Annotated in this window: 13 protein-coding genes; 10 read left to right on the top strand and 3 right to left on the bottom strand. The window is 70.3% G+C overall.

The annotated features are described in order from the left end of the window. The first annotated feature begins 4 nt into the window (after positions 1 to 4). Both QNO12_RS12425 and QNO12_RS12420 read left to right on the top strand, forming a co-directional pair. A complete protein-coding gene (locus QNO12_RS12425; RefSeq protein ID WP_257503013.1) occupies positions 5 to 1861 on the top strand; it encodes a helicase HerA-like domain-containing protein in 1857 nt (618 codons plus the stop codon). A gap of 78 nt (positions 1862 to 1939) precedes the next feature. Next, the gene (locus QNO12_RS12420; protein ID WP_257503012.1) at positions 1940 to 4246 is read left to right on the top strand and encodes an FdhF/YdeP family oxidoreductase; all 2307 of its coding nucleotides are present in this window, start codon (positions 1940 to 1942) and stop codon (positions 4244 to 4246) included. Here QNO12_RS12420 and QNO12_RS12415 read toward each other — a convergent pair whose 3' ends face one another. Genes QNO12_RS12415 through QNO12_RS12405 form a run of 3 tightly spaced genes read right to left on the bottom strand, consistent with a single transcriptional unit; the run spans position 4247 to position 6287 of the window. After that, entirely contained in the window at positions 4247 to 4513 is a 267-nt protein-coding gene (locus QNO12_RS12415; RefSeq protein ID WP_257503011.1) for a DUF6457 domain-containing protein, read from the bottom strand. After that, positions 4510 to 5091: a molybdenum cofactor guanylyltransferase gene (mobA, locus tag QNO12_RS12410; protein ID WP_257503010.1), complete on the bottom strand. Its 582-nt coding sequence runs from the start codon at positions 5089 to 5091 to the stop codon at positions 4510 to 4512. Before mobA ends, QNO12_RS12415 begins: the two co-directional genes overlap by 4 nt. Beyond that, on the bottom strand, positions 5088 to 6287 hold the full coding sequence (locus QNO12_RS12405; RefSeq protein WP_257503009.1) for a molybdopterin molybdotransferase MoeA: 1200 nt from the start codon (positions 6285 to 6287) through the stop codon (positions 5088 to 5090). Before QNO12_RS12405 ends, mobA begins: the two co-directional genes overlap by 4 nt. A gap of 118 nt (positions 6288 to 6405) precedes the next feature. Between QNO12_RS12405 and fdhD the strand changes: the two genes are divergently transcribed. The 8 genes from fdhD to QNO12_RS12365 all read left to right on the top strand — a co-directional run bounded on the left by fdhD (position 6406) and on the right by QNO12_RS12365 (position 14291). Beyond that, complete coding sequence (gene fdhD / locus QNO12_RS12400) at positions 6406 to 7332, top strand: formate dehydrogenase accessory sulfurtransferase FdhD (protein WP_257503008.1); 927 nt, start codon at positions 6406 to 6408, stop codon at positions 7330 to 7332. A gap of 5 nt (positions 7333 to 7337) precedes the next feature. Further along, positions 7338 to 7967, top strand: a complete 630-nt coding sequence (locus QNO12_RS12395) for a GNAT family N-acetyltransferase (protein ID WP_257503007.1) — start codon at positions 7338 to 7340, stop codon at positions 7965 to 7967. Positions 7968 to 7977: 10 nt separating this feature from the next. Further along, positions 7978 to 9603: an SDR family oxidoreductase gene (locus tag QNO12_RS12390; protein ID WP_257503006.1), complete on the top strand. Its 1626-nt coding sequence runs from the start codon at positions 7978 to 7980 to the stop codon at positions 9601 to 9603. A gap of 69 nt (positions 9604 to 9672) precedes the next feature. Continuing rightward, a complete protein-coding gene (locus QNO12_RS12385) occupies positions 9673 to 11304 on the top strand; it encodes a molybdopterin-dependent oxidoreductase (protein ID WP_257503005.1) in 1632 nt (543 codons plus the stop codon). Positions 11305 to 11392: 88 nt separating this feature from the next. Beyond that, positions 11393 to 12658: a serine/threonine-protein kinase gene (locus QNO12_RS12380; protein WP_257503004.1), complete on the top strand. Its 1266-nt coding sequence runs from the start codon at positions 11393 to 11395 to the stop codon at positions 12656 to 12658. After that, positions 12658 to 13215, top strand: coding sequence for a hypothetical protein (locus QNO12_RS12375; RefSeq protein WP_257503003.1), 558 nt, complete (start codon positions 12658 to 12660; stop codon positions 13213 to 13215). Before QNO12_RS12380 ends, QNO12_RS12375 begins: the two co-directional genes overlap by 1 nt. A gap of 38 nt (positions 13216 to 13253) precedes the next feature. Continuing rightward, the gene (locus QNO12_RS12370; RefSeq protein WP_257503002.1) at positions 13254 to 13733 is read left to right on the top strand and encodes a hotdog fold thioesterase; all 480 of its coding nucleotides are present in this window, start codon (positions 13254 to 13256) and stop codon (positions 13731 to 13733) included. 117 nt (positions 13734 to 13850) lie between these two features. Further along, entirely contained in the window at positions 13851 to 14291 is a 441-nt protein-coding gene (locus QNO12_RS12365) for an iron chaperone (RefSeq protein WP_257503001.1), read from the top strand. Positions 14292 to 14322 lie beyond the last annotated feature (31 nt).

Raw genomic sequence — 14322 nt, 5'->3', positions numbered from 1 at the left:
TCCCATGAGCGCGGCGGACTCGACCGATCCTGCTGTTGCCGCCGCGGAAGCCGAACTCGCGCGTCTGCGCGCGGAGGCGGAGGCTGCGGAGGCGCAACTGAGGGCCGCGCAGGCCAGAGCCGCGCTGGCCGCAGCCGAGGCCGCCGCCGCACACGCGCGGATCGCTCCGGACACTGCCGGGCCGGCCGCGCCCGCGGCCGGCCCGGGCGCAGACACCGGGTCGCCCCGCTCCGCGGGGCCGCTCGATGCCGCAGAGGTACAGGCGGTCATCTCCGGCTACACCTTCACGACGCCGACCCTGGACCTGGGGGCGCTGATGAACGGCACCGCCGTCTCGGACGCGCAGATCCGCATACCGCTGGCCATGATGAACCGGCACGGGTTGGTGGCGGGCGCCACCGGCACAGGCAAGACCCGCACGATCCAGGGACTTGCCGAGCAGCTCGCGGCCAAGGGCGTCCCGGTCTTCGCCGCGGACATCAAGGGGGATCTGTCCGGCGTCGCCACGCCGGGGGAGTCCAGCGCGAAGCTGCTGGAGCGGACCCGTGCGATCGGCCAGGACTGGAAGCCCGCGGCATCCGCAACCGAGTATTTCGCGCTGGGCGGCATCGGCAAGGGCGTGCCGGTGCGCGCGACCGTCTCGGCCTTCGGGCCGCTTCTTATGAGCAAGGTGCTGGGGCTGAACCAGACGCAGGAGTCGAGCCTGGGTCTGGTCTTCCACTACGCCGATCGCCACGGACTGGCGCTGGTGGACCTGGCGGATCTGCGCGCGGTGCTCAGCTACCTGACCGGTGACGAGGGCAAGGTGGAGCTGAAGGAGCTGGGCGGGTTGTCCGCGGCGACCGCCGGCGTCATCCTGCGCGAGCTGATCACGTTCGCGGACGGGGGCGCCGACGTGTTCTTCGGCGAGCCGGAGTTCGACGTGCGGGAATTCCTGCGCGTGGCTCCGGATGGCAGCGGGATCATCAGCCTGCTCGAGGTCCCGGGCGTCGCCGACAAGCCCGCGCTGTACTCGACGTTCCTGATGTACCTGCTGGCGGAACTCTTCGAGATCCTGCCCGAGGTCGGCGATGCGGACAAGCCGAAGCTCGTGTTCTTCTTCGACGAGGCGCACCTGCTCTTCTCAGACGCGTCGAAGGATTTCACCGCCGCCATCGTGCAGACCGTCCGGCTGATCCGCTCCAAGGGCGTGGGCGTCTTCTTCGTCACGCAGACCCCCAAGGACGTCCCCTCCGACGTCCTGGCACAACTCGGCTCGCGCGTGCAGCACGCGCTGCGCGCCTTCACACCGGACGACGCGAAAGCGCTGCGCGCGACCGTGAACACCTACCCCCGCTCGGGGTACGACCTGGAGCGCGTCCTGCAGGAGCTGGCCACCGGTGAGGCGATCGTCACGGTCTTGAGCGACCGGGGTGCACCGACTCCGGTGGCGTGGACGCGCCTGCGTGCGCCGCAGGGCATGATGACACCCACACCGGATGCCGCGATCGAGGCGGCCGTGCAAGCATCCCCCCTGCTTGCCGAATATGGAACGGCCATCGACCGGGAGTCGGCGCGCGAGATCCTCACCGCACGGATGAACGCGGCCGATGAGGCGGCCGCAGCGCAGGACGCGGAGCTGGCGAAGGCGAAGGCGGATGCGGAGTTCGCCACGCAGCAGGCGGCGATCGACAAGGCGAAGGCCGCCGCTGACAAGAGGGCTCAGGCCGAGTACGAGCGGCTGCTGAAGAAGACGTCGGGCACGACGCGGACGCGGCGGACCAGCCAGAAATCGCCGCTGGAGCAGATCCTCGGGTCCACATCGACGCAGACTATTCTCAGCGGGGTGATCCGCGGGATGTTCGGCACCGGCAGGCGCTGAGGCCGGGCATCGGGCGGGCGCTTGGACCCGTACCGATTTCAATACCTATTGGGATAGGTATTCACGTAGGATGGAACCATGGCGAAGAAGCCCCCCCACTCAGACATCGACGAGGCACAGGTCCACGTCTCCGGCCGCAAGAAGGTCGCCGTCGGCGTCCCTGCGGTGCTGCACGCCCTCAAGATCGCGAACGATCAGATGGGCATCAAGCGCAGTGTCGAGACGCTGCTGCAGGTCAACCAGAAGGACGGGTTCGACTGCCCCGGGTGCGCATGGCCCGAGGAGGAGAAGCGCCACATCGCGGAGTTCTGCGAGAACGGCGCCAAGGCCGTCGCCGAGGAGGCCACGGTCCGCCGGGTCACCCCCGAGTTCTTCGCCGAGCACTCCATCGAGGACCTGCGCGGCCACGACGACTTCTGGCTCGGCCAGCAGGGGCGCCTGACGCACCCGATGGTGCTCGAAGAGGGCGCCAGCCACTACGTGCCGATCTCATGGGATGACGCCCTGCGCCAGGTGGCCGACGCGCTGCGCGGGCTGGATGATCCCGACGAGGCGGTGTTCTACACGTCCGGGAGGACCTCGAACGAAGCCGCCTTCCTGTACCAGCTGCTGGTGCGGGGACTGGGGACCAACAACCTGCCGGACTGCTCCAACATGTGCCACGAGTCCAGCGGCTCCGCGCTCGTGGAGACACTCGGCATCGGCAAGGGCACCGTCACGATCGACGACATCCACAACGCCGACCTCCTGATCATCGCCGGGCAGAACCCGGGCACGAACCATCCCCGCATGCTCAGCGCCCTGGAAAAGGCCAAGGGACGCGGCGCGACCATCGTCGCCGTGAACCCGCTGCCCGAGGCGGGGTTGATGCGCTTCGAGAACCCCCAGACGCCCCGGGGCGTCATGCTGGGCGGCACGAAGCTCGCCGACGAGTTCGTCCAGATCCGCCTCGGCGGCGATCAGGCCCTGTTCCAGGCGATCGGCAAGCACCTCCTCGAGGTCGAGGAACGCGAGGGCGGCGTGCTGGATCACCCGTTCATCGCTGCGCACACCACCGGGTTCGACGCATACGCCGAAGAGGTCCGAAACGTCGAGTGGCGCGATCTGGTCGCGGCGACCGGGGTCCCCGAGACCGCGTTGCGGCGCGTGGCGGAGCTCGTGCGAACCTCCAAGGCCACCATCGTCTGCTGGGCGATGGGACTGACCCAGCACAAGCACTCGGTCGCCACGCTGCGCGATGTCGTGAACGTGCTGCTGCTGCAGGGCAACATGGGCCGCCCAGGCGCCGGCGTCTGCCCGGTGCGCGGCCACTCCAACGTGCAGGGCGACCGCACGATGGGAATCTACGAGAAGCCCGCCGAGCACTTCCTGCAGTGGCTCGACGACGAGTTCGCGTTCCACGCTCCTCGCAAGCACGGCTACGACACCGTCGAGGCGATCCGCGCGATGCGCGACGGCAAGGCCCGTGTCTTCGTGGCGATGGGCGGCAACTTCGTCTCGGCCACACCGGACACGAACGTCGTCGAAGCGGCGCTGGCGAACCTCGATCTGACGGTGCAGGTCTCCACCAAGCTGAACCGGTCGCACGCGGTGACCGGGCGCCGGGCGATCATCCTCCCGACGCTGGGGCGCACCGACCGTGACATCCGAGGCGGTGGCGAACAGCGGGTGACCGTCGAGGACTCGATGAGCGCGGTGCACGCGTCGCGGGGCCGTCTGGTCCCGCCGGCGAACGACATGCTCAGCGAAGTCGCCATCGTCGCGCGCCTGTGCGCGATGGTCTTCGAAGGTCGGCCGAACGTTCCGGTCGCGGACTGGGCGGCGATGGAGGCGGACTACACGCGTATCCGCGACCACATCTCGCGAGTGGTGCCCGGGTTCGACGACTTCGAGTCGAAGATCGCCAAGGGCCGCACCCTGTACCTGCCGAACGCCCCGCGTGACGCGCGCCACTTCGCCACCGACAGCGGCAAAGCGGTGTTCACGGCCAATCCGCTGGAGTACCCGTTCATCCCGCACGGCCGGCTGCTGCTGCAGACGCTGCGCTCGCACGATCAGTACAACACCACCATCTACGGCAAGGATGACCGCTACCGCGGCATCCACGGTGGACGACGCGTGATCATGGTCAATGAGAAGGACATCCAGGCGCTCGGCTTCGTTGAGGACGACGTGGTGGACATCGTCTCGGAGTGGCGCGACGGGGTGGAGCGCCGCGCGGAGGAGTTCCGCATCGTGGCGTACTCGACCCCGCGGGGGAACGCTGCGGCGTACTACCCGGAGACGAACGTGCTGGTGCCCCTCGATTCGGTGGCCGATGTCAGCGGCACCCCGACGTCGAAGTCCGTGATCGTGCGGCTGGAGCGCAGGGCGTCCGCAGCCTGATCAGACTTCCGAGCGCCAGCCGCCCGCCAGCGACGTGATCTCGGCCACGGTCGCCCGCACCTGCTCCGGCGAACCGCCGGCCCGACCGGCGACGAGACCTGCGACGAACGCGCTCAACGGGGCGGCGGGGCGGGCGACACCGACCGCGACATCGCGCGCCAGATCCAGGATCAGCGGGATCGACACGTCGTCCGCGGCCAGGCCGAACAGCTCGCGCAGGGCGTCCGCCCACTGGTCCAGTGCTTCCGGTGGCAGGTGCTCACTCACGGGTTCCTCCTTCGTGCCTCGTGCAGATCATCCCAGGTGTCGATGTCGGCGGTGATGTCATCGGATGCCGAGACCTCGGTGACCTGCAGGCCCTCCAGCAGGGCGCGCACCGAAGCTCCGTGGCCGTGGCCGGGCAGCGTTGCGCCCGCGGCCCGCAGTGCGTCGGTCCGGTAGACGCCCGCGAGGAGCTGGCGGCGGCCGGACTCATCGATCAGGCACGCGCCGTCGGCGTCGAACTGCGCGGCGCGCAGAAGGGCTACGGCCGCGCCGACGCGGGGCACGTCACAGGCCAGGATCAGCGTGTGCGGGGCGGAGATCAGCGGCAGCGCGGCGAGGATCGCCGCGACCGGTCCGCCGAAGGGTGGATCCTCACGAACCCAGGTGACGGGTGCGATCGGAGCCTGGGTGCTCACGACGGGTGCGCCGACCGCGATGATCGGGTCGCACCCGGCAGCGTGCGCCGCGGTCACCGCAGCGTCAAGGAGGGTGCGGCCACCGACTTCGAGCAGCGGCTTGTGCACGCCGCCCATCCGCGAACCGCGCCCGCCCGCGAGGAGGATGCCGGCAAATTCGTTCACGAGACGAGCATGACATCGACAAGGTCGCCATGCGAGACCGTGTCCACGTCCGCCGGGATCACCGCATACGCTTCGGCGCCGGCCAGCCCGCCGGCCAGGTGCGAGCCTCCGGCCGTCGCCGGGGCGACGCCCCCGTCCACCAGCACGACCGGGAGGTACTGCCGGCGTCCCTGTGGCACTCGCCAGCCCTGGGCCGCCGGCAGGCGCAGCATCCGGCGGTGAAGATCCGCACGTCCCTGCATCGCCAGCAGGGCCGGGCGCACGAACGCCTCGAACGACACCGCGGCGCTGACCGGGTTGCCGGGCAGCCCGAACAGAAGCGGCGGGCCTGCGGCGAACCCCTGCGGCTTGCCCGGCTGCATCGCGACCTTCTGGAACGTCATCTCCGCGATGGTGGTCTTGACGACCTCGAACGCGCCGGCGCTCACTCCGCCGGAGGTGATCACCGCATCGGCTCCGCGAGCGGTGGCCTCCGCGAGCGCCGCACGCAGGTCATCGTCCACGTCCCCGACGGTCCCGCGCAGCACCACCTCGGCCGCGGTCTCGGTCGCCAGGGCGCTGAGCAGGAGCGCGTTGGATTCCGGGATCTGCCCGTGCGACAGGGCAGAGCCCGGCGGGACCAGTTCGCTGCCCGTGGAGATCACCGCGACACGCGGTCGGCGGGACACGTCGACCCGGTCGCAGTTGCCCGCGGCGATCGCCGCCACCTGCAGCGGCCCGAGACGGACCCCCGCCGGGACGAGCACCGTTCCGGCGGCGCAGTCCTCCCCGCGCCGGCGGATGTGCGCTCCGGCAGCGCGCGGGGGCCGCAGCACGCGCACCACGTCGAGTGAATCCTCGAGGCCGCCGGCGGTGTCTTCGAAGGGCACGATGGCATCGGCGCTCACCGGCACCGGCGCACCGGTCATGATCCGCGCCGCCTCCCCGATGCCGAGGACCGGCGTCAGAGCTGTGCCGGCGGGCAGGTCGGCGATCACGCGCAGAACCGCCGGCGTGGCCGGGCTCGCGTGCGAGACGTCGACGAAGCGGACGGCGAATCCGTCCATGGCCGAGTTGTCGAACACCGGCAGATCCACGGCGGCATGCACGGGCGCGCGCAGCGTGCGACCGTGCGCGTCGGCCAGCGCGACCGTGCTCGACTCGACGGTCGTCACGGCGGACAGAATCCGCGTGAGATACGCGTCGACCGAGATCACGGCTGCGCGCAGGTGATGGTGCGGGGGAGGGCCATCCGTCCAGGCTATCCGCCGGTCGCCCCAACCCGCCCACCTCCGATTCGGGCCCGGCCCGCACGTGCGCGCGTAGGCTGGCGGCATGGGTCGAATCACCGTGCGCCGCCCCGTCACCAAGCTCACGCTGGGGGCCGAAGCCATCCGTCGTTCCGACACGCTCGCGGTCGAGGAACCGCTCGAGATCCGCGTCGGGGGCATGTCGCTGGCCGTGACGATGCGGACACCCGGGAACGATGTCGAACTGGCCGCAGGGTTCCTCGTCTCCGAAGGGGTCATCTCCCGCGGCGACCAGTTCCGTTCCGCGATCCACTGCGGCGGTCCCGGCACCGGAGGACCGATCACCGGCATCTCCATCGGCGCTCCCGCCGACGGGAACACCTACAACGTGCTGGATGTGACCCTCGCTCCTGGGGTGAAGCCGCCGGACCCCGAACTGGCTCGGGCGTTCTATACGACCAGCTCCTGCGGGCTGTGCGGCAAAGCATCCATCGACGCCGTCGAGACCACGTCCGTCTACGACGTCGCGGGCGACGGTGTGACCGTGCAGGCGGCCGTGCTGGCCGGCTTCCCCGATGCGCTGCGCGCTCGGCAGGCGGTTTTCGACAAGACCGGCGGTCTGCACGCGGCGGCCCTGTTCGATGCCGTGACGGGCGAGCTGCTGGTGCTGCGCGAGGACGTCGGCCGGCACAACGCGGTCGACAAGGTCATCGGGTGGGCCGTCCTGCAGGACCGTCTGCCGCTGCGCGGCGTCGTCCTCCAGGTCTCCGGGCGGACGAGTTTCGAGCTCGTCCAGAAGGCCGTGATGGCCGGCATCCCCGTTCTGGCGGCCGTCTCGGCGCCGTCGTCGCTGGCCGTGGAGCTGGCCGCCTCGGCCGGTCTCACCCTGATCGGGTTCCTGCGCGGCCCGTCGATGAACATCTATACCCGCGACGATCGCATCCTCGAAGGCAGCCCCGAGGGGGTCTCGGCCGGTGTGGCACAGACGGCGGTCGAATCGGTGCGGGCCTAGGCGCGATGCCGCAGATCCGTCGGTTCCGCTCCGGTGATGAACCCGCGCTCGCAGACATCTGCCTGCGCACCGCGGATGCCGGAGGCGATGCCACGGGATTGTTCCAGGACGATTCGATCTGGGCTGAGATCTTCGTGCTGCCCTATGTGCACCGGCATCCCGAATTGGCGTTCGTCGTCGAGGCCGAGGACGAACGCGTCGTCGGGTACATCGTCGGCGCTGCGGATTCCGACGAGTTCGAGGGCTGGTTCCACGACGAGTGGTGGCCGGCGCGCGCGGCCCGGTGGCCGAAGCCGGAGGTGGAGCGAACGCGACAGGACGGGACGCTGATCTACGCGTACTCGCGTCGCCCGGGAGCGGAATCGTACGGCGACGAGTTCCCTGCCCACCTGCACATCGATCTGCTGCCGGAAGCGCAGGGACAGGGCTGGGGGCGGCGGCTGATCGATACGTTCGCGTCCGCGCTGCGCGAGCGGGGCGTGACCGGTGTGCATCTGGCCGCGTCGACGGACAACGCCGGTGCGATCGCGTTCTACCCTCGCGTGGGGTTCACCGCGATCCCTTCTCATCCCGGCGTGCAGGCCTTCGGGATGCGACTCTCCGCCGACGGCCCCGGCCAGCGGCCCCGGGCGTAGCCTTCGGAGCATGGACGATCTGACCGCGCCGACCGGTCGTGAAGAAGCACTGCGGGCGGTGCCGCGTCCCGACGGGACCCCGCCACGCGCAGTGGTCCTGGGCGCGACCGGCTATCTCGGCGGGCGTCTCGTACCGCGGCTGCTCAACGGCGGCTATCGGGTCCGCGTGCTCGCCCGCGACGCGCAGCGCGTGGCGGCGTTCGACTGGGGGAACCGCGTCGAGGTCATCGAGGGCGACGCCACCGATGCCGTAGCCGTGGGCACAGCGGTCCGCGACGTGGACATCCTCTACTACCTCGTTCATTCGATGGGAGCGGGCAAGGGGTTCGAGCGCGCCGACCGGGCGGCGGCGACCACCGTCGCCGCCGCGGCGACCGCGGCAGCCGTGCGACGGATCGTCTACCTCGGCGGTCTGCACCCAGAGGGCGCGCCCGTCAGCGACCCCGGTGGCCGGCCCGCATCCTCGGGCGATGACGCGCTGTCACCCCATCTCCGATCGCGTGTGGAGGTGGGGCGGATCCTTCTGGGCAGCGGCGTGCCGACGCTCGTTCTGCAGGCCGGTGTCGTCATCGGGTCGGGGTCCGCGTCCTTCGAGATGGTGCGCCACCTGACCGAGGTGCTTCCGTACATGCCCGCGCCGAAGTGGGTGCGCAACCGCATCCAGCCGATCGCGGTGCGCGATGTGCTGCACTACCTGCTCGGCGCGGCCCGGGTCGATCCCGAGGTCAATCAGGCGGTCGACATCGGTGGTCCCGACGTGCTGCGCTACGGCCAGATGATGAACGGCTACGCGGTCGAGGCCGGCCTGCGGCAGCGGGCGATCGCAGCCCTGCCCGTGCTGACGCCGCGACTCGCCTCGCACTGGGTCAACCTGGTCACCCCGATCCCGCGACGCGTGGCCATGCCGCTGGTGGAGTCGCTGCAGAACGAATGCATCGTGAAGGACTCCGCGATCGACGCCCTGATCCCGCCGCCGGAGGGCGGTCGCACGCCGTATCGCACGGCCGTCCGCCTGGCGCTGCGCCGGGTCGAGGTCGACGAGATCGAGACGAGCTGGCAGGATGCCGATGTCCTCGGCGTTCCCAGCGACCCGCTGCCGAACGACCCGGAGTGGGCGGGTCAGGTGGTCTTCACCGACGTGCGAACAGCGCGCACCAGCGCGTCGCAGGAGTCGTTGTGGCGGGTGATCCAGGGGATCGGCGGCGAGCGGGGGTGGTACTCCAACCCGGTGCTGTGGGCGATCCGCGGCTGGATGGACAAGCTGGTCGGCGGGGTGGGTCTGCGGCGGGGACGCCGGCACAGAGACCGCCTTCTGGTCGGGGATGCCGTGGACTTCTGGCGCGTGGAGGCGATCGAGCCGGGCTCTCTGCTGCGGCTGCGCGCCGAAATGCTGGTGCCGGGAAAGGCATGGCTCGAGTTGCGCGCATGCCCGGATGCGGACGGTGCCCGCTACGACCAGCGCGCGGTGTTCTTCCCGCTCGGCCTCGCCGGACGGCTGTACTGGTTGGCCGTGCTGCCCTTCCACGGGTTCATCTTCGCCGGCATGGCCCGCAGCATCACCGCCGCTGCCGAGGTCGCCGACGTGCGCTCGCACTCCGACCGACCTGCACGCGCGCGGCCGGTTCGGACGCTCTGACCCATCTGAAAGCGCGCTCGCACCGAAGAACCGGTGAGTGGGACGCATCCCGCGGACAGGGGGCCCACCATGGCGCAGAGCAGTGTTCGAACACGGGTCGGCGTGTTCGCGTGGGCGGCGCTGGCGGGTGCGGTCAGTTCGGGCGTGTTCCTCGCCGCCGCCGAACTGGTCGCACTCCTGGCAGCCCCCGAGAGCAGCCCGATTCTGGCCGTCGGATCGTTCGTGATCGACATCGTGCCGCAGCCGCTGAAGGAACTGGCCATCGCGACCTTCGGCGCCCACGACAAGATCGCGCTGCTGGTGGGGCTGGCACTGGCCGTGCTGGTCGGGTCGGTGGTCGCCGGGGTGCTGCAGTTCGCCGTTCCGCCGGCGGGCGTCGCGGTGCTGGCGGTCGCCGGCGGTCTATCGGTCGCGGCCACCATCACGCGTGCCGGCGCGACGGCGCTCGCAGCGCTGCCGCCGATCGCGGGAACGGTGGCGGGGTGCCTGGTCCTGTGGCTGCTGATCCGGCTGCTGCGCCCGGCGACTCCCGCGGTCGTGGCATCCGATCGAGGGGAAGACGCCCGCGACAGCGTGCAGGCCGTGCCTGCCGAGCACCCCACCGTGCACGAGAAGGGCGCCGCTGCGCGAGTCGATCGGCGCATGTTCTTCCGCGTCAGCGCGGTCGTGGCATCCTCGGCCGTCCTCGTCGGCGTCGGCGCTCGGGCCCTGATCAACGCCGGCTCGTCGTCGATCGCGGCGGTGCGCACGGCGCTTCGGCTGCCCGCGCCGCGCACCACTGTCACCGTGCCTGCCGGAGCCGAATTCGACATCCCCGGGCTGTCTCCTCTGTTCACGCCCAATCGGGACTTCTACCGCGTCGACACGGCACTGACCGTACCGTCGGTGGATCCGGCCGAGTGGCGGCTCGTGATCGACGGAATGGTGCAGCAGCGGGTCGAGCTGACCTTTTCAGACCTGCTCGAGCTGGGCCTGGACGAGTACCCGATCACGTTGACGTGCGTGTCCAACGAGGTCGGCGGCGACCTGGTCGGCAACGCGATCTGGCTCGGTGTGCCGGTGCGGGACGTGCTCCGGATGGCGCGGCCGAGCAGCGGCGCGGACATGGTGCTCTCGCGCAGCATCGACGGATTCACCGCGAGCACGCCGCTGGAATCGCTCACGGATGAGGGGCTGGACGCGATCCTGGCCGTCGGAATGAACGGCGAGCCGCTGCCGCTCGAACACGGCTTTCCCGTGCGCATGGTCGTACCCGGTCTGTACGGCTATGTCTCGGCGACCAAATGGCTGAGCGCACTGACGGTGACCCGGTTCGACGCGGACGAGGCGTACTGGACCCCCCGCGGGTACAGCGCCCAAGCGCCCATCAAGTTCTCCGCACGCATCGACACGCCCCGCAGCGGGACACGCGTTCCGGCGGGACGCGCCGCGATCGCCGGTGTGGCGTGGGCGCAGACAGTCGGCATCGAGCGCGTCGAGGTCAGTATCGACGATGGAACCTGGCAGCCGGCGGCGGTGTCCGCGCCGATCAGCGATGACACCTGGGTGCAGTGGTACCTCGACTGGGACGCCACGCCCGGCGCGCATTTCGTCGCCGTGCGCGCGGTGAACAGACACGGCGAGGTGCAGAACGAGCAGCGAGCGCCGATCGCCCCGGACGGCTCCAGCGGTTGGCAGCGGACGCTGATCCAGGTGGGCTGAGAGCTCCTCCGGCTCGCCGGGACAGCACGGAGTCGGTGCGCTGTCAACGGCCCCGAGCGGTCGGTGAACCCATGGGAATATCGGCTCGATGACCGATCTCCGACCCCCCGGCCCGGCCCTTGCCGGCGCGCTGCTCGATGACCGCTATCGCCTGAAGGAGCTCATCGGCGAGGGCGGCATGGGGTCCGTGTGGCGCGCCGTCGATGAGGCGCTGGAGCGCACGGTCGCGGTGAAGATCTTCTCGATGGGCTCGACCGAGGAAGCGCTGGCGGTGCGGCGGGAGTCGGAGAAACGGCTGCTGGCATCGTTCAACCACCCCTCGCTGGTGACCCTCTTCGACGCCCGCCTTTCGCCGTCCGGTCGGTCCTACCTCGTGATGGAGTACATCGACGGCGGGACCCTCGCCGACCGCATCGCTCGCGGCCCGGTGTCCGCGTGGGATGCGGCAGCGCTGGCGGCGGACCTCGGTGAAGCGCTGCACGTCGTGCACGAGGCGGGAATCGTGCACCGGGACGTGAAACCGGCGAACGTGCTCCTGCGGCCACCGCTCACGCCGCAGCACAGCTTCCGCGCCGTGCTGGCCGACTTCGGGATCGCATACCTGATCGACACCGCGCGGATCACCACTCCGGGCACCGCGTTGGGCACCGCCGCGTACATCTCGCCCGAGCAGGTGCGCGGGCAGACGCCGACGCCGGCATCCGACGTGTACAGCCTCGGTCTGGTCCTGATCGAGGCGCTCAGCGGTGAGCGGGCGTTCCCGCAGCGCGATGCGGCCGAGGCCATCGCTGCCCGGTTGACGATGCAGCCGACCATCCGCGGTGACTGGGGGTACGGCTGGCGTGCACTGCTGACCGCGATGACAGCGCTGGACCCCACGGCACGGCCGACCGCGCTCGAGGTCGCCACGCGCGGGCGCGCGCTGGATGCCGCAACCGGCGAACCGGACATGATCGCGCTGGATGCCGGAACCGGCGAACCGGACATCACGGCTCTGGTGGCAGCGTCCCCGGCCGAGCCGGCCGCTGTCGGTCTGCCACGCACCCGCGTGCTCGTCCCGCAGCCGTCGGCGTCCCCGCCGCTGGGTCAGACCGCCCCGACAACGGCCCTCACCAGCTCGCACTCGGCGCGCGAACGCATCGGCTCCGACGACCAGTCCGGAGCGCCCTCGCCTGTGCGCCGTCGTCTCCCGCTGCTCATCAGCGTGTCGACGATCCTCGTGGCCGCGGTCGTCCTGGCCCTCGTCCTGTGGAGCGGCGTCCTTGACGCGCCTGCGCCTGCTCCCGATCTGCCTCGGCTGGAAGAGCCCGTCGGCACCCATCTGCGGGACCTGATGAACGAGGTGTCGCAGTGATGAGGCGCCTGGTCTCGTTCGCGGTCGGAGCGGTCCTGGGGACGGCTGTCCTCGCCGGCTGCGCGGCAGCGGACTCGGACATCTCCACCGCCGCGGCTGCGGAGATGCAGACCACGGTCCTGGCCATCGCAGAATCCGCCGCGGCCGGAGATGCACCGGGCGCGCTCGTGCAGCTCGACCGGCTCCAGCAGCAGCTGGACGGCGCAGTGACCGACGGGTCGGTGGATGCGGCACGGGCGAGGGTGATTCAGACCAGGATCGACGTGGTGCGCGCCGACCTGCAACCGGACCCGGTCGTCGAGCCGGAACCTGCCCCCTCCATCGACACCGGCGGCACCGAGAACGGCCCGGTGGGCGACACCGGCAGCGGCAACAGCGGCGACAACGGCAACGGCAACGGGAACACCGGGAACGGCAACGGGAACACCGGGAACGGCAACGGGAACACCGGGAACGGGAACGGGAACAACGGGAACGGCAACGGGAACAACGGGAACGGCAACTCCGGGAACGGCAACGGGAACAACGGGAACGGCAAGGGGAATGGCAATGGCTGAACGCCCGTGCGGAAAACGGGCCGCCTATACTCGCGGGAATGAGCATCTGGGCGTTCGCGGCGACGGTTGAGGAGATCAATGCGATGGCGGGCGGGTCGCTGATCGCCACCCTCGGAATCGAGGTCACCGAGGTGACCGACTCGAGCCTGAAAGCGCGGATGCCGGTGGACTCCCGCACGACGCAGCCGGCGGGTGTGCTGCACGGCGGGGCCTCGGTGGCGCTGGCCGAGACGCTCGCTTCCTGGGCCGGCTATCTCGCCGTAGACCGGACACGGTTCCACGTCGTCGGGCAGGAGATCAACGCCAACCACATCCGTCCGGTGGCCGCCGGTGCCTGGGTGTTCGCCGAGGTCACTCCGGCCGCGATCGGTCGTCGTTCGCACGTGTGGGAGGTGCGCATCACGAACGAGGACGGCAAGCTCGTCTGCATCTCTCGGTGTACCCTCGCGGTGATCGAGATGGAAAGCGGTTACGCGCCCGAGGCTCGGCGGGGCGGCGTCGCTTCCGTCGCGGGCTGAGTCTGCCGCCCCCGGAATCGATCACGATCGGAGAAGCGCGGGGCGGCGCCCGTCCCTAATCTGGCAGAGAGGGGTGCCGTGACACGGCACCGCACGACACCGGCGAAGGAGCATCCCGTGACCGAGGCTGAGACATCCGCAGGGCTGAGCAAGGCGGAGCGCGAGGCAGTGAAGGATCGCGCGAAGGAACTGCGCGACCAGGCCAAGGCCGGCAAGAACCGCGCCGCCGGTGAGAAGGCCGTTCAGGCCGTCATCGAGGAGATGCCGGCCGGAGATGCCGAGATCGCCCGGCGCGTGCACGAGATCGTCGCAGACGCAGCGCCGGAGCTCATGCCCAAGACGTGGTACGGCCAGCCGGCATATGCGAACAAGGACGGAAAGGTGATTGCGTTCTTCCAGGGCGCAGCCAAGTTCGGCACCCGCTATGCCACGCTCGGATTCAACGAGGACGCGAACCTGGACGACGGTGAGATGTGGGCCACGGCGTTCGCGGTCACGAAGCTGACTCCCGCGGTCGAGCAGCGGATCCGGGACCTGGTCCTGCGCTCGATCCGCTGAGCCGCTGCTGCCCAAACCCCACGTGCCACCC

Source organism: Microbacterium sp. zg-B185, assembly GCF_030246885.1.
In the GTDB taxonomy this organism is placed as follows: Bacteria; Actinomycetota; Actinomycetes; order Actinomycetales; family Microbacteriaceae; genus Microbacterium.
The sequence above is the reverse complement of the archived record's forward strand: the minus strand, read 5'-3'. Positions and strand labels throughout refer to the sequence as shown.

Bases quoted from the DNA above. Each gene is read 5' to 3' on its own strand.
- QNO12_RS12425 (WP_257503013.1), top strand. From the start codon at position 5: ATGAGCGCGGCGGACTCGACCGATCCTGCTGTTGCCGCCGCGGAAGCC.
- QNO12_RS12420 (WP_257503012.1), top strand. From the start codon at position 1,940: ATGGCGAAGAAGCCCCCCCACTCAGACATCGACGAGGCACAGGTCCAC.
- fdhD (WP_257503008.1), top strand. From the start codon at position 6,406: ATGGGTCGAATCACCGTGCGCCGCCCCGTCACCAAGCTCACGCTGGGG.
- QNO12_RS12395 (WP_257503007.1), top strand. From the start codon at position 7,338: ATGCCGCAGATCCGTCGGTTCCGCTCCGGTGATGAACCCGCGCTCGCA.
- QNO12_RS12390 (WP_257503006.1), top strand. From the start codon at position 7,978: ATGGACGATCTGACCGCGCCGACCGGTCGTGAAGAAGCACTGCGGGCG.
- QNO12_RS12385 (WP_257503005.1), top strand. From the start codon at position 9,673: ATGGCGCAGAGCAGTGTTCGAACACGGGTCGGCGTGTTCGCGTGGGCG.
- QNO12_RS12380 (WP_257503004.1), top strand. From the start codon at position 11,393: ATGACCGATCTCCGACCCCCCGGCCCGGCCCTTGCCGGCGCGCTGCTC.
- QNO12_RS12375 (WP_257503003.1), top strand. From the start codon at position 12,658: ATGAGGCGCCTGGTCTCGTTCGCGGTCGGAGCGGTCCTGGGGACGGCT.
- QNO12_RS12370 (WP_257503002.1), top strand. From the start codon at position 13,254: ATGAGCATCTGGGCGTTCGCGGCGACGGTTGAGGAGATCAATGCGATG.